General features: G+C 61.3%; 12 protein-coding genes and 1 tRNA gene. 11 read left to right on the top strand and 2 right to left on the bottom strand.

Translation table 11 applies throughout. The features are described from left to right. The first annotated feature begins 64 nt into the window (after positions 1–64). The gene (locus H7A19_19625; GenBank protein MCP5477044.1) at positions 65–2341 is read left to right on the top strand and encodes a TonB-dependent receptor; all 2277 of its coding nucleotides are present in this window, start codon (positions 65–67) and stop codon (positions 2339–2341) included. A 189-nt stretch (positions 2342–2530) separates the two neighbouring features. Next, entirely contained in the window at positions 2531–2980 is a 450-nt protein-coding gene (locus H7A19_19620) for a hypothetical protein (GenBank protein ID MCP5477043.1), read from the top strand. An 83-nt stretch (positions 2981–3063) separates the two neighbouring features. Here the strand turns inward: H7A19_19620 and H7A19_19615 are convergent, their stop codons facing one another. Further along, on the bottom strand, positions 3064–4584 hold the full coding sequence (locus H7A19_19615) for a winged helix-turn-helix domain-containing protein (protein MCP5477042.1): 1521 nt from the start codon (positions 4582–4584) through the stop codon (positions 3064–3066). Positions 4585–4817: 233 nt separating this feature from the next. Between H7A19_19615 and H7A19_19610 the strand changes: the two genes are divergently transcribed. Beyond that, positions 4818–5924, top strand: coding sequence for a hypothetical protein (locus H7A19_19610; protein MCP5477041.1), 1107 nt, complete (start codon positions 4818–4820; stop codon positions 5922–5924). Between the two features lie 284 nt (positions 5925–6208). Here the strand turns inward: H7A19_19610 and H7A19_19605 are convergent, their stop codons facing one another. Further along, a complete protein-coding gene (locus H7A19_19605) occupies positions 6209–7243 on the bottom strand; it encodes an amidohydrolase (protein ID MCP5477040.1) in 1035 nt (344 codons plus the stop codon). A gap of 57 nt (positions 7244–7300) precedes the next feature. Between H7A19_19605 and grxD the strand changes: the two genes are divergently transcribed. The 8 genes from grxD (at position 7301) to H7A19_19565 (ending at position 16007) form a co-directional block, all read left to right on the top strand. Further along, entirely contained in the window at positions 7301–7630 is a 330-nt protein-coding gene (grxD, locus tag H7A19_19600; GenBank protein ID MCP5477039.1) for a Grx4 family monothiol glutaredoxin, read from the top strand. Next, positions 7627–8415, top strand: coding sequence for an SDR family NAD(P)-dependent oxidoreductase (locus tag H7A19_19595; protein MCP5477038.1), 789 nt, complete (start codon positions 7627–7629; stop codon positions 8413–8415). The genes grxD and H7A19_19595 overlap by 4 nt, the downstream gene beginning before the upstream one ends. Next, positions 8415–9014: a YhgN family NAAT transporter gene (locus H7A19_19590; protein MCP5477037.1), complete on the top strand. Its 600-nt coding sequence runs from the start codon at positions 8415–8417 to the stop codon at positions 9012–9014. Before H7A19_19595 ends, H7A19_19590 begins: the two co-directional genes overlap by 1 nt. 156 nt (positions 9015–9170) lie before the next feature. Then, positions 9171–9629, top strand: coding sequence for an NAD(P)H-dependent oxidoreductase (locus H7A19_19585; protein ID MCP5477036.1), 459 nt, complete (start codon positions 9171–9173; stop codon positions 9627–9629). A gap of 250 nt (positions 9630–9879) precedes the next feature. Further along, the gene (locus H7A19_19580) at positions 9880–13047 is read left to right on the top strand and encodes a TonB-dependent receptor (protein ID MCP5477035.1); all 3168 of its coding nucleotides are present in this window, start codon (positions 9880–9882) and stop codon (positions 13045–13047) included. Positions 13048–13226: 179 nt separating this feature from the next. Continuing rightward, positions 13227–14261 carry a cyclic nucleotide-binding domain-containing protein gene (locus H7A19_19575; GenBank protein MCP5477034.1) on the top strand — a complete coding sequence of 345 codons (1035 nt, stop codon included), beginning with the start codon at positions 13227–13229 and terminating at the stop codon, positions 14259–14261. A 210-nt stretch (positions 14262–14471) separates the two neighbouring features. Next, positions 14472–15845: an LOG family protein gene (locus tag H7A19_19570; GenBank protein ID MCP5477033.1), complete on the top strand. Its 1374-nt coding sequence runs from the start codon at positions 14472–14474 to the stop codon at positions 15843–15845. 87 nt (positions 15846–15932) lie between these two features. Then, positions 15933–16007 (top strand) — tRNA-Asn (locus H7A19_19565). Positions 16008–16116 lie beyond the last annotated feature (109 nt).

Below are 16116 nucleotides of genomic sequence, written 5' to 3'. Positions count from 1 at the left end.
AGATGCAGACTCAGGCATCAGCTCGGGCCGATTAACGAAGTTCGAGCTTGAGCGCTTTCAATCCATGACCTGTGCCTGGCGCATCACCCGCTTTTTCCTGATAGTGGCGGGCGCCCTCGGGTCAGAAGCAGCCCATTCCCGGGCCAATGATCAGGTCGCTGACGAGGAACCGTTGGCCTTCGAGTCGATCATGGTCACGGCGCAGCGCCGGGACGAGGAGATTCAGGATGTCCCGATCGCGGTGACCGCATTGGATGAGGCGTTTCTGGTCCGCCACGACGTGCAGTCCATCGAGGACTTGGGCGCTTTCGTCCCGAACCTGTACACCACCAACAGCGTGAATTATGGCGCGGCACCCGTGTCGATCCGGGGCATCGGCGGTGCCAACGGTGGTGGCAACTTTTTCAACGATGAGCCGGTGGCCGTCTATCTGGACGACATGTACGTCGGACGCCTGAGCCTCTCGACCAGCGACCTGGTCGACATTGAATCGATCCAGGTCCTGCGCGGGCCTCAAGGCAGCCTGTTCGGTCGCAACGCCACGGCCGGCGCGCTGCTGGTGCGACCCGCACGCCCCACCGCGGAGCCAGAAGGCTACCTCCGACTGGGTCTTGCCGAATACGGAGAACGTCGGGTGCTCGGTGCCGCTTCCGGCCCTCTGACCGACACTTTGCAGGGTCGTGTCGCGATCGGCTACGCCGATGTAGACGGCTGGGGTGAGAATACTTTCACGGGCGAGAATGTGAACGGCAGAGAGGATCAGACCGTTCGGCTGTCGCTCGCCTGGCAAGCGTCGAACGAGGTGACCGCCGAGTGGATGCTTGAGCGCAGCAATCAGCAAGCAAATCCCGCCACCATCAACGTGGCGCCAGTGGCTCCCGGCCAGCCGTCCTCGCCCTTCATTCGGCGCGACGACCTCGACGACGCGCTGAACAACAACGAATTTTCTTTCGATGACCCCAGCGACAACGAAACCGATGCCACCCATGCACTTGTGAAAGTGAGCTGGAAACTCAGCGACGCGACGCTGGTCGCCATCTCCGGTTTTCGCGACTACGGACTGCGCGGCAGGCAGGATTCCGACAGCACGCCGTTCACCCTGTTCAACAACAGCGGCACCATCGGTTCCACGCAACGCTCCCACGAGCTGCGGCTGTCCAGCAACGCCGATGATCCATTCCGTTGGACGGTGGGTGCCTACCATTACCGCGAAGACACGGATGTCATCTTCGATATCAACAACTTCCAGGGGCTGTTCGGGGCGGGTACCGCGGCCAGGTTTGACGCCCGACAGCAGCTCGAATCCTGGGCTGCATTTGCGGATGCCCGCTATGCCTTCACCGATCGGCTCTCGCTCACGCTCGGTGGTCGTTTCAGCAAGGAGGACAAGCGCTTTGCCAACAAGCAGACCGTCGCAACCATCCGCGAAAGTGTCCTTCCCATTGATCTCGGACCATTTCCCGCCGGCTCCCGCATTCCCGGTAGCACGCTGTTCGCCGATCCGCCTGTATTCACCAGCGCCGCGAGCTTCAATAACTTTTCGCCACGCGCCGTTCTCGAGTACGACGTCCTGCCGAACGCACTCGCCTACGCCAGCTACAGCGAAGGGTACAAGAGTGGCGGCTTCAACTCCTTCGGTCTGAGTCCGGCCTTCGAGGAAGAAGAAGTCCAGGCCTTCGAGATCGGGGTCAAGACTGAGCTGCTGGAAGGGCGTCTGCGATTGAATGCCGCTGGATTCACCTATGACTACAGCAACCTTCAGGTACGCCTTCCGGTACCGACGGGCGGCGTCAACATCGTCAACGCTGGCGCGGCCAAGGCCTGGGGTCTGGAGTTCGAGGCAAGCCTGCTGGTCACCGACAGGCTCCGTCTGGATGGCAACATTGCCTTCCTGAACACCGAGCTGGCCAGATTCGATACGCTACAGGTGCCGGAAGACTTGATGTTCCTGCTCGGCGCGCCGATCCCGCTGGAGCAGGTGAGTGCGGCGGGCAATGTGCTGACTCGGGCGCCGGAGATTTCGTTCTTCGCCAGCCTGCAATACGCACTGGATCTGGGGAAGGATTTCGAGGGCTTGTTCGAACTGGCCTGGCGCTACCAGGACGAGGTGTACTTCCTGGAGACCAATCAGGACCGCAACACTTTCAAGGGCGGTAGTGCCAACCGACTGGATCTGCGCTTTGCCGTACATCCGCATCAAGGTGCCTGGGATGCGGCGCTGTACGTCAACAACTTGACCGACGATCGCAGCATTACTCAGGTCACCGCGCTCGGCTCGTATCCCAATGCCGCCATCAGTCCGCCGCGGCAGTACGGGGTCGAGTTCAGCTATCGCTGGTAGTGATCTACACGAGCGCAGCGCTTCCGGCTCCGCCCAGGTGCAGGTCAGGCGCGGTTGACAGTAGTTTCCCGCCATCATAAAAAAATCATGTAGTCATCAGGACTCATTCTGTGCAGTGGCATACAGTCTTTCCCAGCTTGCCGGGGTTGAGCGGCAAGCTGAAGACAAACACACGGGGAGACAAACACGATGAAACTACGCACACCGCTGTTACTCGTCATGGCGTTCGGTCTGGCGCAGCCGGCTTTTGCCCAGCTCAAGCCCTATACCGATTACGACACCAGCACTTCGGTCTCGCAGGTGTCCACCGTACATGTGGACGCCAACATGATCGACTATTACCTGGAAGGCATTCGCGGCACTTGGGTGGCCGCAGCCGAAGCACGCAAGAAACTTGGCCAGATCGAAAGCTATTCGGTCTACGTCAGTGAACTACCGCTGAGCGGCGATTTCAACGTGGTACTGGTCACTCGGGCCAAGAGCGCTGCTGACCTCGAGCCGAGCAAGGAGCGTTACGACGCTTTCATGAAGGCCTGGGGCGAGGCCAATGAAGAGAAAAGCCGAGCGACAACAAAGACCTATCCGGGTATTCGACAGATCACCGGTGAATACCGGCTGCGCGAGATTACCTTCAAGTAAGGGCGAAGAAGCGCGCCGTTGCTGCGAATTCGCCTGTCAGGAAAGGTCGGAACAAGTCCATTCCGGAATTCCAGACTTGCTCCCTAAGGTGCTTGTTCGGATTCACCCTGGCACAGGGATGTGCCACCATTTTCGAACAGTTCCGGCAACGAGCGGAGCGCCTCCAATACCGCCCAGCACGCGGTCTTGTTGGGTGAGTTCGATGCCCATTTGCGCATCTCGACGACGAACCTCTCCAGGATCTCGGCAGATTCCAGTTGCTGAGCCACTTGGATCTCCTGCCTTGCCGCATCCAGGTCACCGAGTCCCGCGTGTGCCCAGGCGCAGGTCAGGTGCGGTTGATAATAGTTGGGCGTACGCTCGACGGCTTGCCGGCCACCGCGCAAACCAGCCGCATAGTCGAGCATGAACAAATGGCCGGTGGCGCGGTAGGTGGCCCACAGGCCGAACCGCGGGTGATGCGGGGCGCGGGCCTCGGCGGTTTCGATCAAGCCGATGCCGCCCGGATCGGCATGGCGCAGGCAGTGTTGCCAGCCGAGCACCGCCAGCGCATGCGCATCATTCGGATTGCGCGCGGTCGCGATCTCCAGGTGGGTGATCGCATCGTCGGGTCGATGGAACATGGTCGCCACAATACCGGCGGACGCGCGCACTTCAGGGGAGTTTGGCGCCGCCGCCAATGCTTGCGCGATCAGCTCATCGGCCATCGCCATGGTGGCTGGCGGATCCTCGGCCCATTGACTGACCACGTTCTGGCTGAGTTGCACGGCGAGCGCCGCGCGCGTGACCGGATCATCGGGCTCGATGGCCAGCGCTTCCTGCAGCATCGCGACGATCCGACGCGCGCTGTCGCGGCCGTAGTTCAAGCGCAGCGCCTCTGCCGCCTGCACCCGCTCATACGCGGAAAGATTGAAGCGCCCGATGCGCCGCGCGCGCAGCGGCTGCGTGATGTTCACCTTGGCGGCTATGGCTGTCGTGATGCTGCAGACCACGTTTTCCTGAACCTCGAAGAAGTTGCTGACGGCGGTCTGATACTTTTCCGCCCACAGCAGCACGCCCTCGGCGGCGTCGCTGAGGTCAACGCGAATGCACAGAATGTCTTCGATGAGTGCGAGTGTCGCCGAGACCAGATAGCGCGAGTTCAATGCCTCACCCATCTCGCTCATGCCCATGCCGGGTGCATCGATCGAAAAGCGTGCCGCCGAACTGCAAGGCGCCACCCGGAACTGCGGTGTTCGCGCCAGCAGCATGGTCAGGTCGCGGGTCAGACCGTTCGAGAGCAGTCGGCCATTGCCGTCTGCGGACACATCCGCAACTGGCAGAACCGCGACGGAAAAAGCCGGCAAAGAGGACGTCCGAGTACGCGCTGCCTCGGCTGTCGGGCCGGCATTCCAGACTTCTGCATCCAGTCGGTAGCCGAGTGTGGGCAGCGTAAAAACCGCGTCAGCTAACGCGGCCACATCGCGCAACGCGGAGCGCAATTGATAGACGATTCGTGTCAGCGCCTCATCGCTCGCAGAGTCGCCAGCCCATAGGCGGGCGACCAGTTCGTCGCGCCTCCACAGTTGCCCTGGTCGTTCTGCGAGCGCAATCAACAGGGCCATCACTTTGGGCTCGATCCGACGCGAGCACTTCTTGCCGCTGATTCGCAAGGCGTCGCACTGGACCAGCACGCCGTTCATATAGAAAGAGGCGGTGTGCTCTGAATTGTTTGGCCAAACGCTTTCCATGGCGCTGAAAGCTAGCACGGGGTAGCCGCCGGCATCATAAAAACATCATATGATCATCAGGACTCAAAGTGAGCGGCCGCCTAGATTCAGTAGCAGCCTTGCCGGAGTTGAGCGGCAATCTGCAAGACCAACACAAGGGGGGTGTCATGCACACGATGAGCTTTCGATATTTGATCATGCTGGGGGCGCTGGTTGGCCAGGCGGCACATGCGGTTCACGAATTGCCCAATGTTCCCCAAAGCTGCCTATACAAGCTCGCCACGCCCCACCGGCCGGACCCGAGGCCACCGGAATCGACCGCGACGCCGGAACAGCGCTGTCAATGGGCAGACATGTTTTCGCTGGGGAATGTGCCTACGACCCCGGTGGGTGTGATCACTCCGGCGGGCGATCCGCGCTATTACTGCACCCTGGACGGGGCGACCCTTGCAATTCCGACGACCGTGGACGAGGTGGACCAAGCGCTCGCGAGGAGATTGCCTGGCCCGACCCCGTGTGCTGGCGACGCCGTCTGTGTAGAACTGTTTGGCGAGCACGCGACCTGCGCCGCTTTCGGGCCGGACGCCTCGGGCCGCAGTGAAACCGGATGGACCTCCTTGGGTCCAGCCAGCTCCTTTGCGGTGGCTTCCGATCTTGCCGGCGAGCTTGGCGCCCATTCAGTTTACGTCAGGTCGCCAGGGGGCCAGGGAAACATCTTCTATTTCAGCGATTATCAAAGTTCCGGAAACGGCGTGTTTCGAACCCATTCGCTGAGAGGTTCCGGGCTGTTGTCAGCTGGGGATCTGCCGATACTCGACATCACCTTCTGCAAGGCACTGTCCAGCCCCGTCGTCCAGAAAGCAAGGGTTGAGGGTTGCACCGGCTTCTGCCGGCCCGAGCCCTGCTGTGGCCCGCATTTCCCCTGCGAGGGAACGCCCAACCTGCCGCCGCTGACGCAGGAGCCCGAAGATCGACTTGCCTCGCTCGATTCGCAGCTGGACGCACTGGCCAATAGCGGTGCCTTGAACCAGGGTCAGGCCAATGGCATGCGCCAGAGAATCGCCAACCTTCTGAGAAGCATGGAACAGGGCAATCTCTCCCAAGCCTGCAATCACATGAGTCAACTGATCCTGTCCATCGAGCACAACATCAACAATGGATCGCTCAACCCGGCCGACGCCGGACCGCTGCAAGCCGAATCCATTGCCATCAGGGCGGAGCTTGGCTGTTCGTGATCCTGAGCAATCGGGTGATCCATCGCCGCTGTTCCATTGACCTGCGCCAGGACTTTGGACGGCGGCCATGGGTACAGCCCTCGCAGCTGCGGATGACTCAAGACTCAGACGGCATCGCTGCAGAAACAGCCAACTGCGCCTGGCCGTCTGGGGCAATCATGCCGGCGAACCGACGCTGAGAGGATGGCTGAGCACATCAGCGAGGGCTGGGTGCTGGCGACTTTCGAGTTGCGCTGAAGAACCGCCACGGAGGCTTTGATCTGTCTCGCGGCCGCGAGACGGGATCAGAGTTTCCCGAATCGACCTGCGTCCACCTGCAGCCAATCCAGAGCAGTGCCGCTGAGCAGCCGCTGGCGCTCGGTGTCGTCCAGTTGCATCCGTCGAATATGCGACCCCGGTTCCTGCTCACCCAGCGGGAAGGGGTAATCGGTGCCGAGCATCAGTCTATCGGCGCCGCAGGTGTCGATCAGATACTGAAGTGCGGTGTCGTCATGCACGCAGGTGTCGAAATACAGGCGCTTGAGGTATTCGCGTGGCGGGCGCTGGTTGTCAGTGGCGACGAGATCCGGGCGCATCTTGAAACCGTGTTCGATGCGGCCGAGCGTGTACGGAAATGAGCCGCCGCCATGGGCGAAGGCCACCCGCAGGCGTGGCAGGCGCTCCAGCACGCCGCCGAAGATCATGCTGCAGACGGCGCGCGATTGCTCCGCCGGCATGCCGACCAGCCAGGGCAGCCAGTACTTGGGCATGGACGCTGCCCCCATCATGTCCCAGGGATGCACCAGCAAGGAAACATCCATTTCCTCGCAGGCGGCGAAGAACTCGAACAGCTCAGGTGCGTCCAGATTCCAGTCGCCCACATGCGAGCCGATCTGCACGCCTTGCAGGCCCAGGTCCTTAACGCAGCGGCGGGCTTCTTCGATGGCCAGTTTGGGTGACTGCAGGGGCACGGTGCCAAGACCGAGGTAATGGCGCGGATGCTCGCGCACCAGGTCGGCAGAATGCTCGTTGAGCGTCCGGTGCAGCACCAGCGCCTGTTCACCCGGCGCCCAGTAACAGAACATCACCGGTACCGTGGACACCACCTGCACCGAGACATCGAAGCGTTCGTAGTCGTCGATGCGCGCGTGTGCATCCCAGGTCTTGGGCCAGATCTCGCGGAAGAACTGCCCATCCTTGTAGATGCGATGCCGGCCATCGCTGTGGTCGATGCTGGGAAAGCGGTTGTCGCCATAGCGAGCCGCCAGATCCGGCCAATCGCGGGGCAACACGTGCGCATGGGTATCGATCTTGAGGGTCACTGGCTCGGTTCCTGCCATGGAGGTCGGTATGATACCCGGCTGCAGCGCCGCACCCGGCGCAGATCGGAGAAAGCCATGGACGTAATTCAGCGCATACAAGCTTTGCTGGACGCACACCCGATCGTGTTGTTCATGAAGGGAACGCCGCAGTTCCCGATGTGTGGGTTTTCCTCGCGTGCAGCGCAGTGCCTGAAGAGCGCGGGTGCGCGTTATCACGCGGTCAACGTGCTCGAAGATCCCGAGATCCGCGCCAATCTGCCGCAGTACGCCAACTGGAAGACCTTTCCCCAGCTGTATGTGAACGGCGAACTGATTGGTGGATCCGACATCGTTGCCGATCTGGAAGCCTCCGGCGAACTCAAGCGCATGGTCGAAGAGGCCCAGGCACAGGCGGGGGCCGCTTGACCGAAGCACCGAATTTCAGGATTCCGCAGGATCAGGCCTGGGAGGGCGCGGGTCTGGCGGGGCGGCAAGTCTTGGTCGTGGGCGCATGTGGCGCCGTGGGTCGAGCCTGTGCGCTGTCGCTCGCAGATCGTGGCGCCAGCGTGGTGCTGCTCGGGCGCCGAGTGGCAGCGCTGGAGAAGCTCTACGACGAACTCGAGGCATTGGGTGCGCCACAGCCGGCGATCTACCCCATGAATCTGGAGGGCGCGACGCCAGCTGATTTCGCCGATCTGTGTGCCCGCATCATCGAGGGTTGCGGGCATCTGGACGCCGTGATCTACGCTGCCGGTCGCCTGCACGGTCTGACCCCGATCGAGCAGTTCGAGCCTGAAGAATGGTTGCGAACGATCCAGATCGGGTTGAATGTGCCTTTTCTGATGCTGCAGTCGTTGCTGCCGGCATTGCGTGCTGCCGAGCAGTCGCCGCTGATGTTGTTCATGTCAGATTCGCCTGAACGCAGCACCGATGCCTATTGGGGCGCCTATGGCGTGGCCCAGGCCGGATTGCGCGCCCTGATTGCCATCGTGGCCAGCGAATGGGCTGCGCAAGGCGTTCGTGTGCTGGGTTTGTTGCCAGCGCCGATCGCCAGCGCTTTCCGGCGCAAGGTCTATGTAGGCGAGGCCATGGACGGACTGATTGCGCCGGCGCGCTACGCCGAGCTGATCAGCTGGATGATCGCCTGCGCACCGCAGGACTGGAGTGGATCGATTGTCGACGGGCGTCAGCCGCCAGCGGCAGCGCCGTGATGGACATCGTTTCGGCAGCGATCCTGCTGTTTCTGATCATGGATCCGCTGGGCAATATTCCGGTGTTCCTGTCGCTGCTCAAGGCTTTGCCGCCGCAGCGTCGACGCTTCGTGCTCGCGCGCGAACTGGTGATCGCGCTGGGTGTGCTGCTGCTTTTCCTGTACTCGGGTCAGGCGCTGCTTGCCCTGCTGCATCTGCGGCAGGAGTCAGTCAGCATCGCCGGCGGCATCGTCCTGTTCCTGATCGGCATCCGCATGATCTTTCCCTCACGCGACGGCCTGTTTGGCGACATTCCCGAAGGCGAGCCCTTTATCGTGCCGATGGCCATCCCCTGTGTGGCCGGGCCATCGACGATTGCTGCACTGATGCTGCTGGCCAATGATGGTACCGGGCGCAACTTCGAGTGGACCGTGGCCCTGGTTGCGGCCTGGCTGGCGACGGCGGTGATCCTGTTTGCCGCCACGGCGCTGTACAAGGTGCTGGGTCAGCGCACGCTGATCGCGTTGGAGCGCCTGATGGGCATGCTGCTGGTGGCGATTTCGGTGCAAATGTTTCTGGACGGTATACAGAAGTATCTGGGGGCGACGGGCGCGCAGTGACCCGTCCGACGAGGGCGAGAGGGCAAGAGGGCACGCAAAAGCAAGTTTCAGGCGAGATTGAGATTCTTCGTGCCCTCGTGCCCTCGTGCCCTCGTGTTCCTCAAGAGCGACCTTGATCCCGATTCCCTGGCACCTTCAGGAGGCTGATCAACCACCATGCGTCCCCGACTCTTGATCGTTCATCACAGTCATGGCTGGCGCACACGAAAGATGGCCGAGGTCATGGCTGCGGCTGCCGAGGCCACCGATGCCGTCGATGTGGTCTCACTCGGCGCCAGCGATGCAAACATTGAGGACGTGCTGGCCGCGGACGGCTACCTGATCGGAAGTCCGGAGACCTTCGGTTCGATGTCCGGGCTGATCAAGGATTTCTTCGAGCGCATCTATTACCCGGCTCAGGATCGGGTGACTGGCCGGCCCTACGCGCTGTTCGTGTGTGCCGGCAACGATGGCAGTGGAGCGATCGCTTCGATGCAGCGTGTCGCCCGAGGTCTGGGCTGGAAGGAGGTGCAGGCACCGGTGCTTGCGCATAGCGATGAAGTGGAATTGCGACTGAGGGATTGTGAACAATTGGGCGCTGGGATGGCGCTGGGGCTGTCGATGGGCATCTTCTAGGACAGGACGCAGGCCACGGATGGCGCCAACTTGCCTGTCCAATTGAAAGTTTTTTCTGAACAGAGTTGCGGTCGTCGAGTCTGAGCTGCAGCTCTAATTCTGGGTGACAAGACGCCGGGTTGTTAGCAAACCGTCATCTACCACTGTTAAACTCTTATTAACTCTCGCTGCATCAGCCGGGGCGCGGTGTTCGATCGCGGTTCGTCGGGTGAGTGCAGTCCAATCCCGTAACACAAGTCAGGCAGTCGTCATGAAGAAAAAGCCGCAGATTAAAGCCTTGGTGCTCGGTCTCATGCTGGGCCTCGCCGCCTCGCAGGGTGCCTTCGCCCAGGGCACCACCTCGTCATCCCTCAACGGTCGCGTGACCGATCCCGAAGGTCGCCCGATTGCGGGTGCGCTGGTCGAGATCGTGCATCTGCCGTCGAACACCCGTAAGACCGTCAGCACTGACGAGCAGGGTCGGTATGCGTCGACCAATCTGCGCGTGGGCGGCCCGTACAAGATCACGGTCACCAAGGACGGCTACGCTGGTGAAGCCCAGGACGACATCAATCTCCTGCTCGGCGAGCCTTCGCAGATCAACATCGATCTTGACCCGGCGATGACTCAGCTGGAGTCCATCGAAGTGGTCGCCTCGCAGCAGTCCGATGTGTTCCGCTCCAACAATCAGGGCTCCACGAGCAACGTCTCGCGTGAGCAGATCGACTCCTTCCCGTCGATCAACCGCAACATCCAGGACTATGTGCGCCTCGATCCGCGCATCGCCCAGACCGACAAGGCCCGCAACGAGATCTCGGCTGGCGGTCAGAACACCCGCTTCAACGCGATCCGCATCGACGGTGTCAACACCTCTGATGCCTTCGGCCTCGAGTCCAACTCGCTGCCGACGCCCAAGCAGCCGATCTCGATGGACGTCATCGACGCCATCAACGTCTCGGTGGCCAACTACGATGTCACCATCGGTGGCGCCACCGGCGCGGTGATCAATGCCGTGACCAAGTCCGGCACCAACGAGTTCCACGGTTCGGTCTACGGCACCTACCGCGAGAATGACTGGTCCGGCAAGAATCAGAACGATGTCCGCCCGGACATCTTCGATACCGACGAAACCTACGGCGGCACCTTTGGCGGTCCGCTGATCGAAGACAAGCTGTTCTTCTTCGCCAACTACGAGAAGAGCACCTTCTCTGGCGTCGGCACCAACTTCGGTCCGGTGGGCTCGGGTGCGACCAACATCGTCAACATCACCCAGGCCGATATCGATCAGATCATCGGCATTGCCAGCGGTTATGGTTTTGACGCCGGTACGCTGCAGCTGCCGAAGTCGCTGGACACCACCAGCGAGGAATACGCGATCAAGCTCGACTGGAACATCAACGAGCAGCACCGCGCCAGCTTCCGCTACAGCAGCTCCGAGCAGAGCCAGGCCAACACCCCGGGTTTTGGCAACAACTCCCTGTCGCTGTCGAGCTATCTGTATCAGCGTGACTTCCAGTTCGATACCACCACCGCCCAGCTGTTCAGTGACTGGACCGACAACTTCTCGACCGAGTTCAAGCTGTCCTACCGTGACTATTCGGCAGTGCGTACCCCGGCGTCGAACCTGCCGGCGATCGCCGTGCGCGTGGGCAACGCCACCCTGAATCTGGGCACGGAAGAAAACACCCACGCCAACGTGCTGGAAACCCAGACCTGGAACTCCTACTTCATCGGCAACTACTTCGTCGGTGATCACGAGTTCAAGTTCGGTGTGGACTACGAAGCGAACGACATCTTCAATCTGTTCGGTCGCCGCACCAACGGCGTCTATACCTTCAACAGCATCAACGATTTCGCCAACGGCACGTCCAGCCGTTATCAGCTGTACTACCCGGTGGGCGGCAATGTCGACAACATGGCCGCTGATTGGGGCCTGGACAACATCGGCTTCTTCGTGCAGGACAGCTGGTCGGTCAATTACAACCTGACCATGACCTATGGCTTCCGCGTCGATATTCCGAACGTCAGCCGCAAGCCCACCTACAACCAGGCCGCCTCGGAGACCTTTGGCTTCCGCAACGATGCCACCATCGACGGCAACGAGCTGGTGCAGCCGCGCTTTGGCTTCAACTACACCTTCGATTCCGAGCGTCCGACCCAGCTGCGTGGTGGCATGGGCCTGTTCCAGGGTGCGGCGGCCACGGTGTGGCTGTCCAACCCTTACTCGAACACCGGTCTGCAGTACACCGACTACTTCTTCAGTCGCGGTATCAGCAACTTCTCGCCGAACCCGAACGATCAGCTGGCACAGTTCACGCCGGGTACCGGCGCGACTCAGTCGGTCGATTTCATCGACCCGGATCTGGGCCAGCCGGCCGTGTGGAAGGCCAATCTGGCTTTCGATCATGAGCTGCCCTGGTACGGCATCGTCGCTTCGGCCGAAGTCATCCTGACCTCGGTGGAAGAGGGCATCTACTACCAGCAGCTGAATCTGGGTGCGCCGACCGCCGTGGGTCAGGACGGTCGCTACATCTACTGGAATGCCAACGGTCTGGATCCGTCCCGCTGGAACCAGTTCGGTTCCGGCACGAGCGTGGGTTCGCGTGCCAACTCCAACCGTGCCTACAACGACGCCATCATCGCCCGCTCCACCAGCAAGGGCGATGGCCAGCAGCTGACTCTGTCGCTGCAGAAGCCCTACGAAGAGAACTGGTTCTGGCAGGTGGCGTACACCTACACCGACGCCAACGAAGTCAGTCCGCTGACCAGCTCCACTTCCAGTTCGCAGCTCGGCAACGTCGCCATCTTCAATTCCAATGAAGAGATCAGCGCTCGCTCGAACTACCTGGTCAAGGATCGCTTCTCCGGTGCCGTGTCCTATCGTCACTTCTTCTTCGACGATCTGAAGACCGAGTTCTCCCTGGTGTATGAAGGTCGCCGTGGCAAGCCCTACAGCTACACCTTCGACAACGATGCCAACGGCGATGGTCGCTTCAATGACCTGCTGTACATCCCCTCGGGTCCGGGCGACGTGCTGTTCGGTTCGCCGGAAGAAGAAGCCGCCTTCTTCGCCTATGTCGAGGGCAATGAGTACCTGCGCTCGCACATGGGTGAAGTGGCCGAGCGTAATGCCGACTACTCCAGCTGGGTGCACAACTTCGACGTTCGCATCTCGCAGGAGCTGCCGGGCTTCTTTGCCGGCAACAAGGCCGAGATCTGGCTGGACATCCTCAACATCGGCAACATGATCGACAAGGACTGGGGTGTCATCGAGGAAATCGGCTTCCCGCTGATGCGCGGCATCGTCGAGTACGGCGGTATCGATGCGGCCTCCGGTCGTTACGTCTATCGTTTCAACACGCCGGATTCGCAGCGTGTATACGACGCTCGCGGCATCTCGCGCTGGGCGCTGCAGCTGGGCTTCCGCTACAGCTTCTAAGCTTTGCTCCAGTGTTTGACGAAACGGCCGGCTTTTGCCGGCCGTTTTCGTTGGGGCCTCAGAAGCTCGTCTTGGCCTGATCGGCCGTTTTTATGGTTCCTTCACCCATTGTCCACTCGTCACCCGGCGCTGCAGGGCATAGAATCCGTGCCCTTGGTTTGAATGCCGGGCGCTACTCCATGGTCAACATCAGCCTGTTTGGGCGCTTCGTGCCTTTGCAGTCGCTGGTTCCCTCCGATCGAACCCAACTCGCCAAGCAGAGCAGTCTGGTCAATTACCAGCCAGGCCAGGTGGTGTTCAGTCGCGGCGAACTGGCCCGTACCCAGGCCTTTCTGATCGAAGGTGAAATCGAACTCCAGGATGAGCGTCAGGCCACTCGGCTGCGCGCCACTGATCCCGAGGCCCGCTACGCACTGGCGCCGGGCCCCAGGCGCTCGGCGACAGCCTTGTGCCTGAAGGCCGCGCAAGTGCTGTTTGTCGATCGGGAATTGCTGGATGTGATGCTCACCTGGTCGCAGACCGGTGGTGTGCAGGTGCGCGATCTGGATACCGAGGCCGAGTTCGACGAACATCAGGACTGGATGACCGCGCTGCTGCAGAGCAAGGCCTTCCTGCGCATCCCGGCCGGGAACATTGCCCAGATCTTTGGCAACATGGAGTCGGTGACCTTCGAGGCCGGCAGCATCATCCTGAAGCAGGGCGATCCGGGTGACTACTACTATGTGATCACCGAAGGCCGAGCCCAGGTGGTGCTGGAAGATCCGAATGGCAACTCTGAGGAGGAGTTGGCCCAACTGGGTGTCGGCCGTGCCTTCGGTGAAGAGGCGCTGGTGTCCGGTGAACCTCGCAATGCCAGCGTGCGCGCGTTGACGCGCTGCTCGCTGATGCGGCTGTCGAGCACCGCCTTTGCCCGCTTGCTGAAAGCACCCTTGCTGCGCGAGGTGCAGCTGAACGACATCCATGCCGGCGTCAAGCTGCTGGACGTGCGCTTGCCGAGCGAGTTCGAGCGCGGCCACTGGCCGGGGGCGATCAACATGCCGTTGGCGCGCTTGCGTCAACTGGCCAAGACTCTGGACCCGACCCAGGAATACTGGGTGTATTGCGATACCGGGCGGCGCAGCGCTTCGGCGGTCTTTCTGCTGACCGAGCGTGGATTTGATGCCCAACTGGTACGCGGCGGGATCGGCGTCACCCAGCTCACCGAAGCTGCGTAATTTCGGTTACGATTCGCCGGCGGAGTGTCGAGTGCAGCTTGTGCTGACTCGACTCCGTGCGCTTCCAGCGATCGAAATCTTCACTGTCGCTTCGATTCAGCCAACAGGACAGCGCAGCGCGCAGGCCTGGGCAACGCTATCGGCGCGCGACAGATCCCACCATCAGAAACCGGATGCGCAACCTGGGTTGCGCCAGAGCAAGGATGTTCCATGAATCATCGACCTGTCAGTGCACGCATCAATCCCGAAGCCGGGATGGAAGTGCTCTCCAAAGCCGAAGTCAGTCGCCTCACGGCGGCCACCACCGGCGATCTCTACGCCTTGTTTCGGCGTTGCACCCTGGCGGTGTTGACCACCGGCATCGAGAGTGATGACGCTCGCGCGGTACTTGCCCGACATCCGGACTTCGACGTGCGCGTGGTCCAGCAGGACCGGGGCGTCAAACTCGATCTGATCAATGCCCCGGCACAGTCCTTCGTCGACGGCGAGATCATTCGCGGTATCCGCCAGCTGCTGTTCGCCGTACTGCGCGACATTCTCTACGTCGAGAACGAGATCAAGACCCGGGCCAATCTGAACGAGCCCGAAGGCATCACCAACGCGGTCTTCGACATCCTGCGCAATGCCGGCATCCTGCGGGCGCAGCAAGCTCCGAACATGGTGGTGTGCTGGGGTGGTCATTCCATCGGCCGCACCGAATACCAGTACACCAAGAAGGTCGGCTACGAGCTCGGCCTGCGCGGTATGGACATCTGCACCGGCTGTGGCCCGGGGGCGATGAAAGGCCCGATGAAGGGTGCCACCATTGCCCACGCCAAGCAGCGCATCAGCAACACCCGCTACATCGGCATCACCGAGCCCGGGATCATCGCTGCCGAGTCGCCCAACCCGATCGTCAATCATCTGGTGATCATGCCCGACATTGAAAAGCGCCTGGAGTCCTTCGTGCGCGTCGGTCACGCCATCGTGGTGTTTCCGGGCGGCGTTGGCACCGCGGAGGAAATCCTCTATCTGCTGGGCATTCTGCTGCACCCTGATAACGAGCGTGTACCGTTTCCGGTGGTCTTTACCGGTCCGGTCGAAAGCGCTGCCTATTTCGAACAGATCGACGCCTTCCTCAAGCTTACCCTGGGGGCGGCCGCGTCCGAACGCTACCGGATCATCATCGGTGACCCGGTTGAGGTCGCCCGTTACGTCAAGCAGGGCATGGCCCAGGTCACCGATCATCGGGTCGAGACCAAGGATGCCTTCTTCTACAACTGGACGTTGAAGATCCCGGAAGCCTTCCAGTATCGGTTTGCGCCCACGCATGAGGCCATGTCCAGGCTGGAATTGCGCCGCGATCGCCCTGTGCATGAACTGGCGGCCGATCTGCGCCGCGCCTTCAGCGGCATCGTCGCCGGCAACGTCAAGGAAGAGGGCATCCGCGCCATCGAAGCCAACGGCCCCTACGAGCTCAGTGGCGAGCCCGAGATCATGGATGCAATGGACGCCTTGCTCAAAGCCTTCGTGGAACAGCACCGCATGAAGTTGCCCGGCAGTGATCCCTACAAGCCCTGTTATCGCCTGAAGCCAGCGGCTTGAGGTACCCCGGCTGCCGTCAGGATGTCGCAATTCAGATGAGGGGTTGACGAAGCCCGTGGGCAGTCGGCATTATTCCGCTTCTACCGTTCCCGGATAGCTCAGCGGTAGAGCAAGTGACTGTTAATCACTGGGTCGCAGGTTCGATCCCTGCTCCGGGAGCCAATAAAATCAAGGGCTTGCGAAGGCAACTTCGCAAGCCCTTTTCTTTTGAGTCACCATAGAGTCACCAGCGGTTCCGGTGGGTTGGTCACTCGCCCAAGGCGGCCAGGGC

This window comes from Rhodanobacteraceae bacterium, assembly GCA_024234055.1.
GTDB lineage: Bacteria > Pseudomonadota > Gammaproteobacteria > Xanthomonadales > SZUA-5 > JADKFD01.
Note: the sequence above shows the minus strand (reverse complement) of the source record. Positions and strands in the feature narration are given on the sequence as shown.

Excerpts from the sequence above, each read along its gene's own strand:
- H7A19_19625 (MCP5477044.1), top strand. The coding sequence starts at position 65 with ATGACCTGTGCCTGGCGCATCACCCGCTTTTTCCTGATAGTGGCGGGC.
- H7A19_19620 (MCP5477043.1), top strand. The coding sequence starts at position 2,531 with ATGAAACTACGCACACCGCTGTTACTCGTCATGGCGTTCGGTCTGGCG.
- H7A19_19615 (MCP5477042.1), bottom strand. The coding sequence starts at position 4,584 with ATGGCCCTGTTGATTGCGCTCGCAGAACGACCAGGGCAACTGTGGAGG.
- H7A19_19605 (MCP5477040.1), bottom strand. The coding sequence starts at position 7,243 with ATGGCAGGAACCGAGCCAGTGACCCTCAAGATCGATACCCATGCGCAC.
- grxD (MCP5477039.1), top strand. The coding sequence starts at position 7,301 with ATGGACGTAATTCAGCGCATACAAGCTTTGCTGGACGCACACCCGATC.
- H7A19_19590 (MCP5477037.1), top strand. The coding sequence starts at position 8,415 with ATGGACATCGTTTCGGCAGCGATCCTGCTGTTTCTGATCATGGATCCG.
- H7A19_19585 (MCP5477036.1), top strand. The coding sequence starts at position 9,171 with ATGCGTCCCCGACTCTTGATCGTTCATCACAGTCATGGCTGGCGCACA.
- H7A19_19580 (MCP5477035.1), top strand. The coding sequence starts at position 9,880 with ATGAAGAAAAAGCCGCAGATTAAAGCCTTGGTGCTCGGTCTCATGCTG.
- H7A19_19575 (MCP5477034.1), top strand. The coding sequence starts at position 13,227 with ATGGTCAACATCAGCCTGTTTGGGCGCTTCGTGCCTTTGCAGTCGCTG.
- H7A19_19570 (MCP5477033.1), top strand. The coding sequence starts at position 14,472 with ATGAATCATCGACCTGTCAGTGCACGCATCAATCCCGAAGCCGGGATG.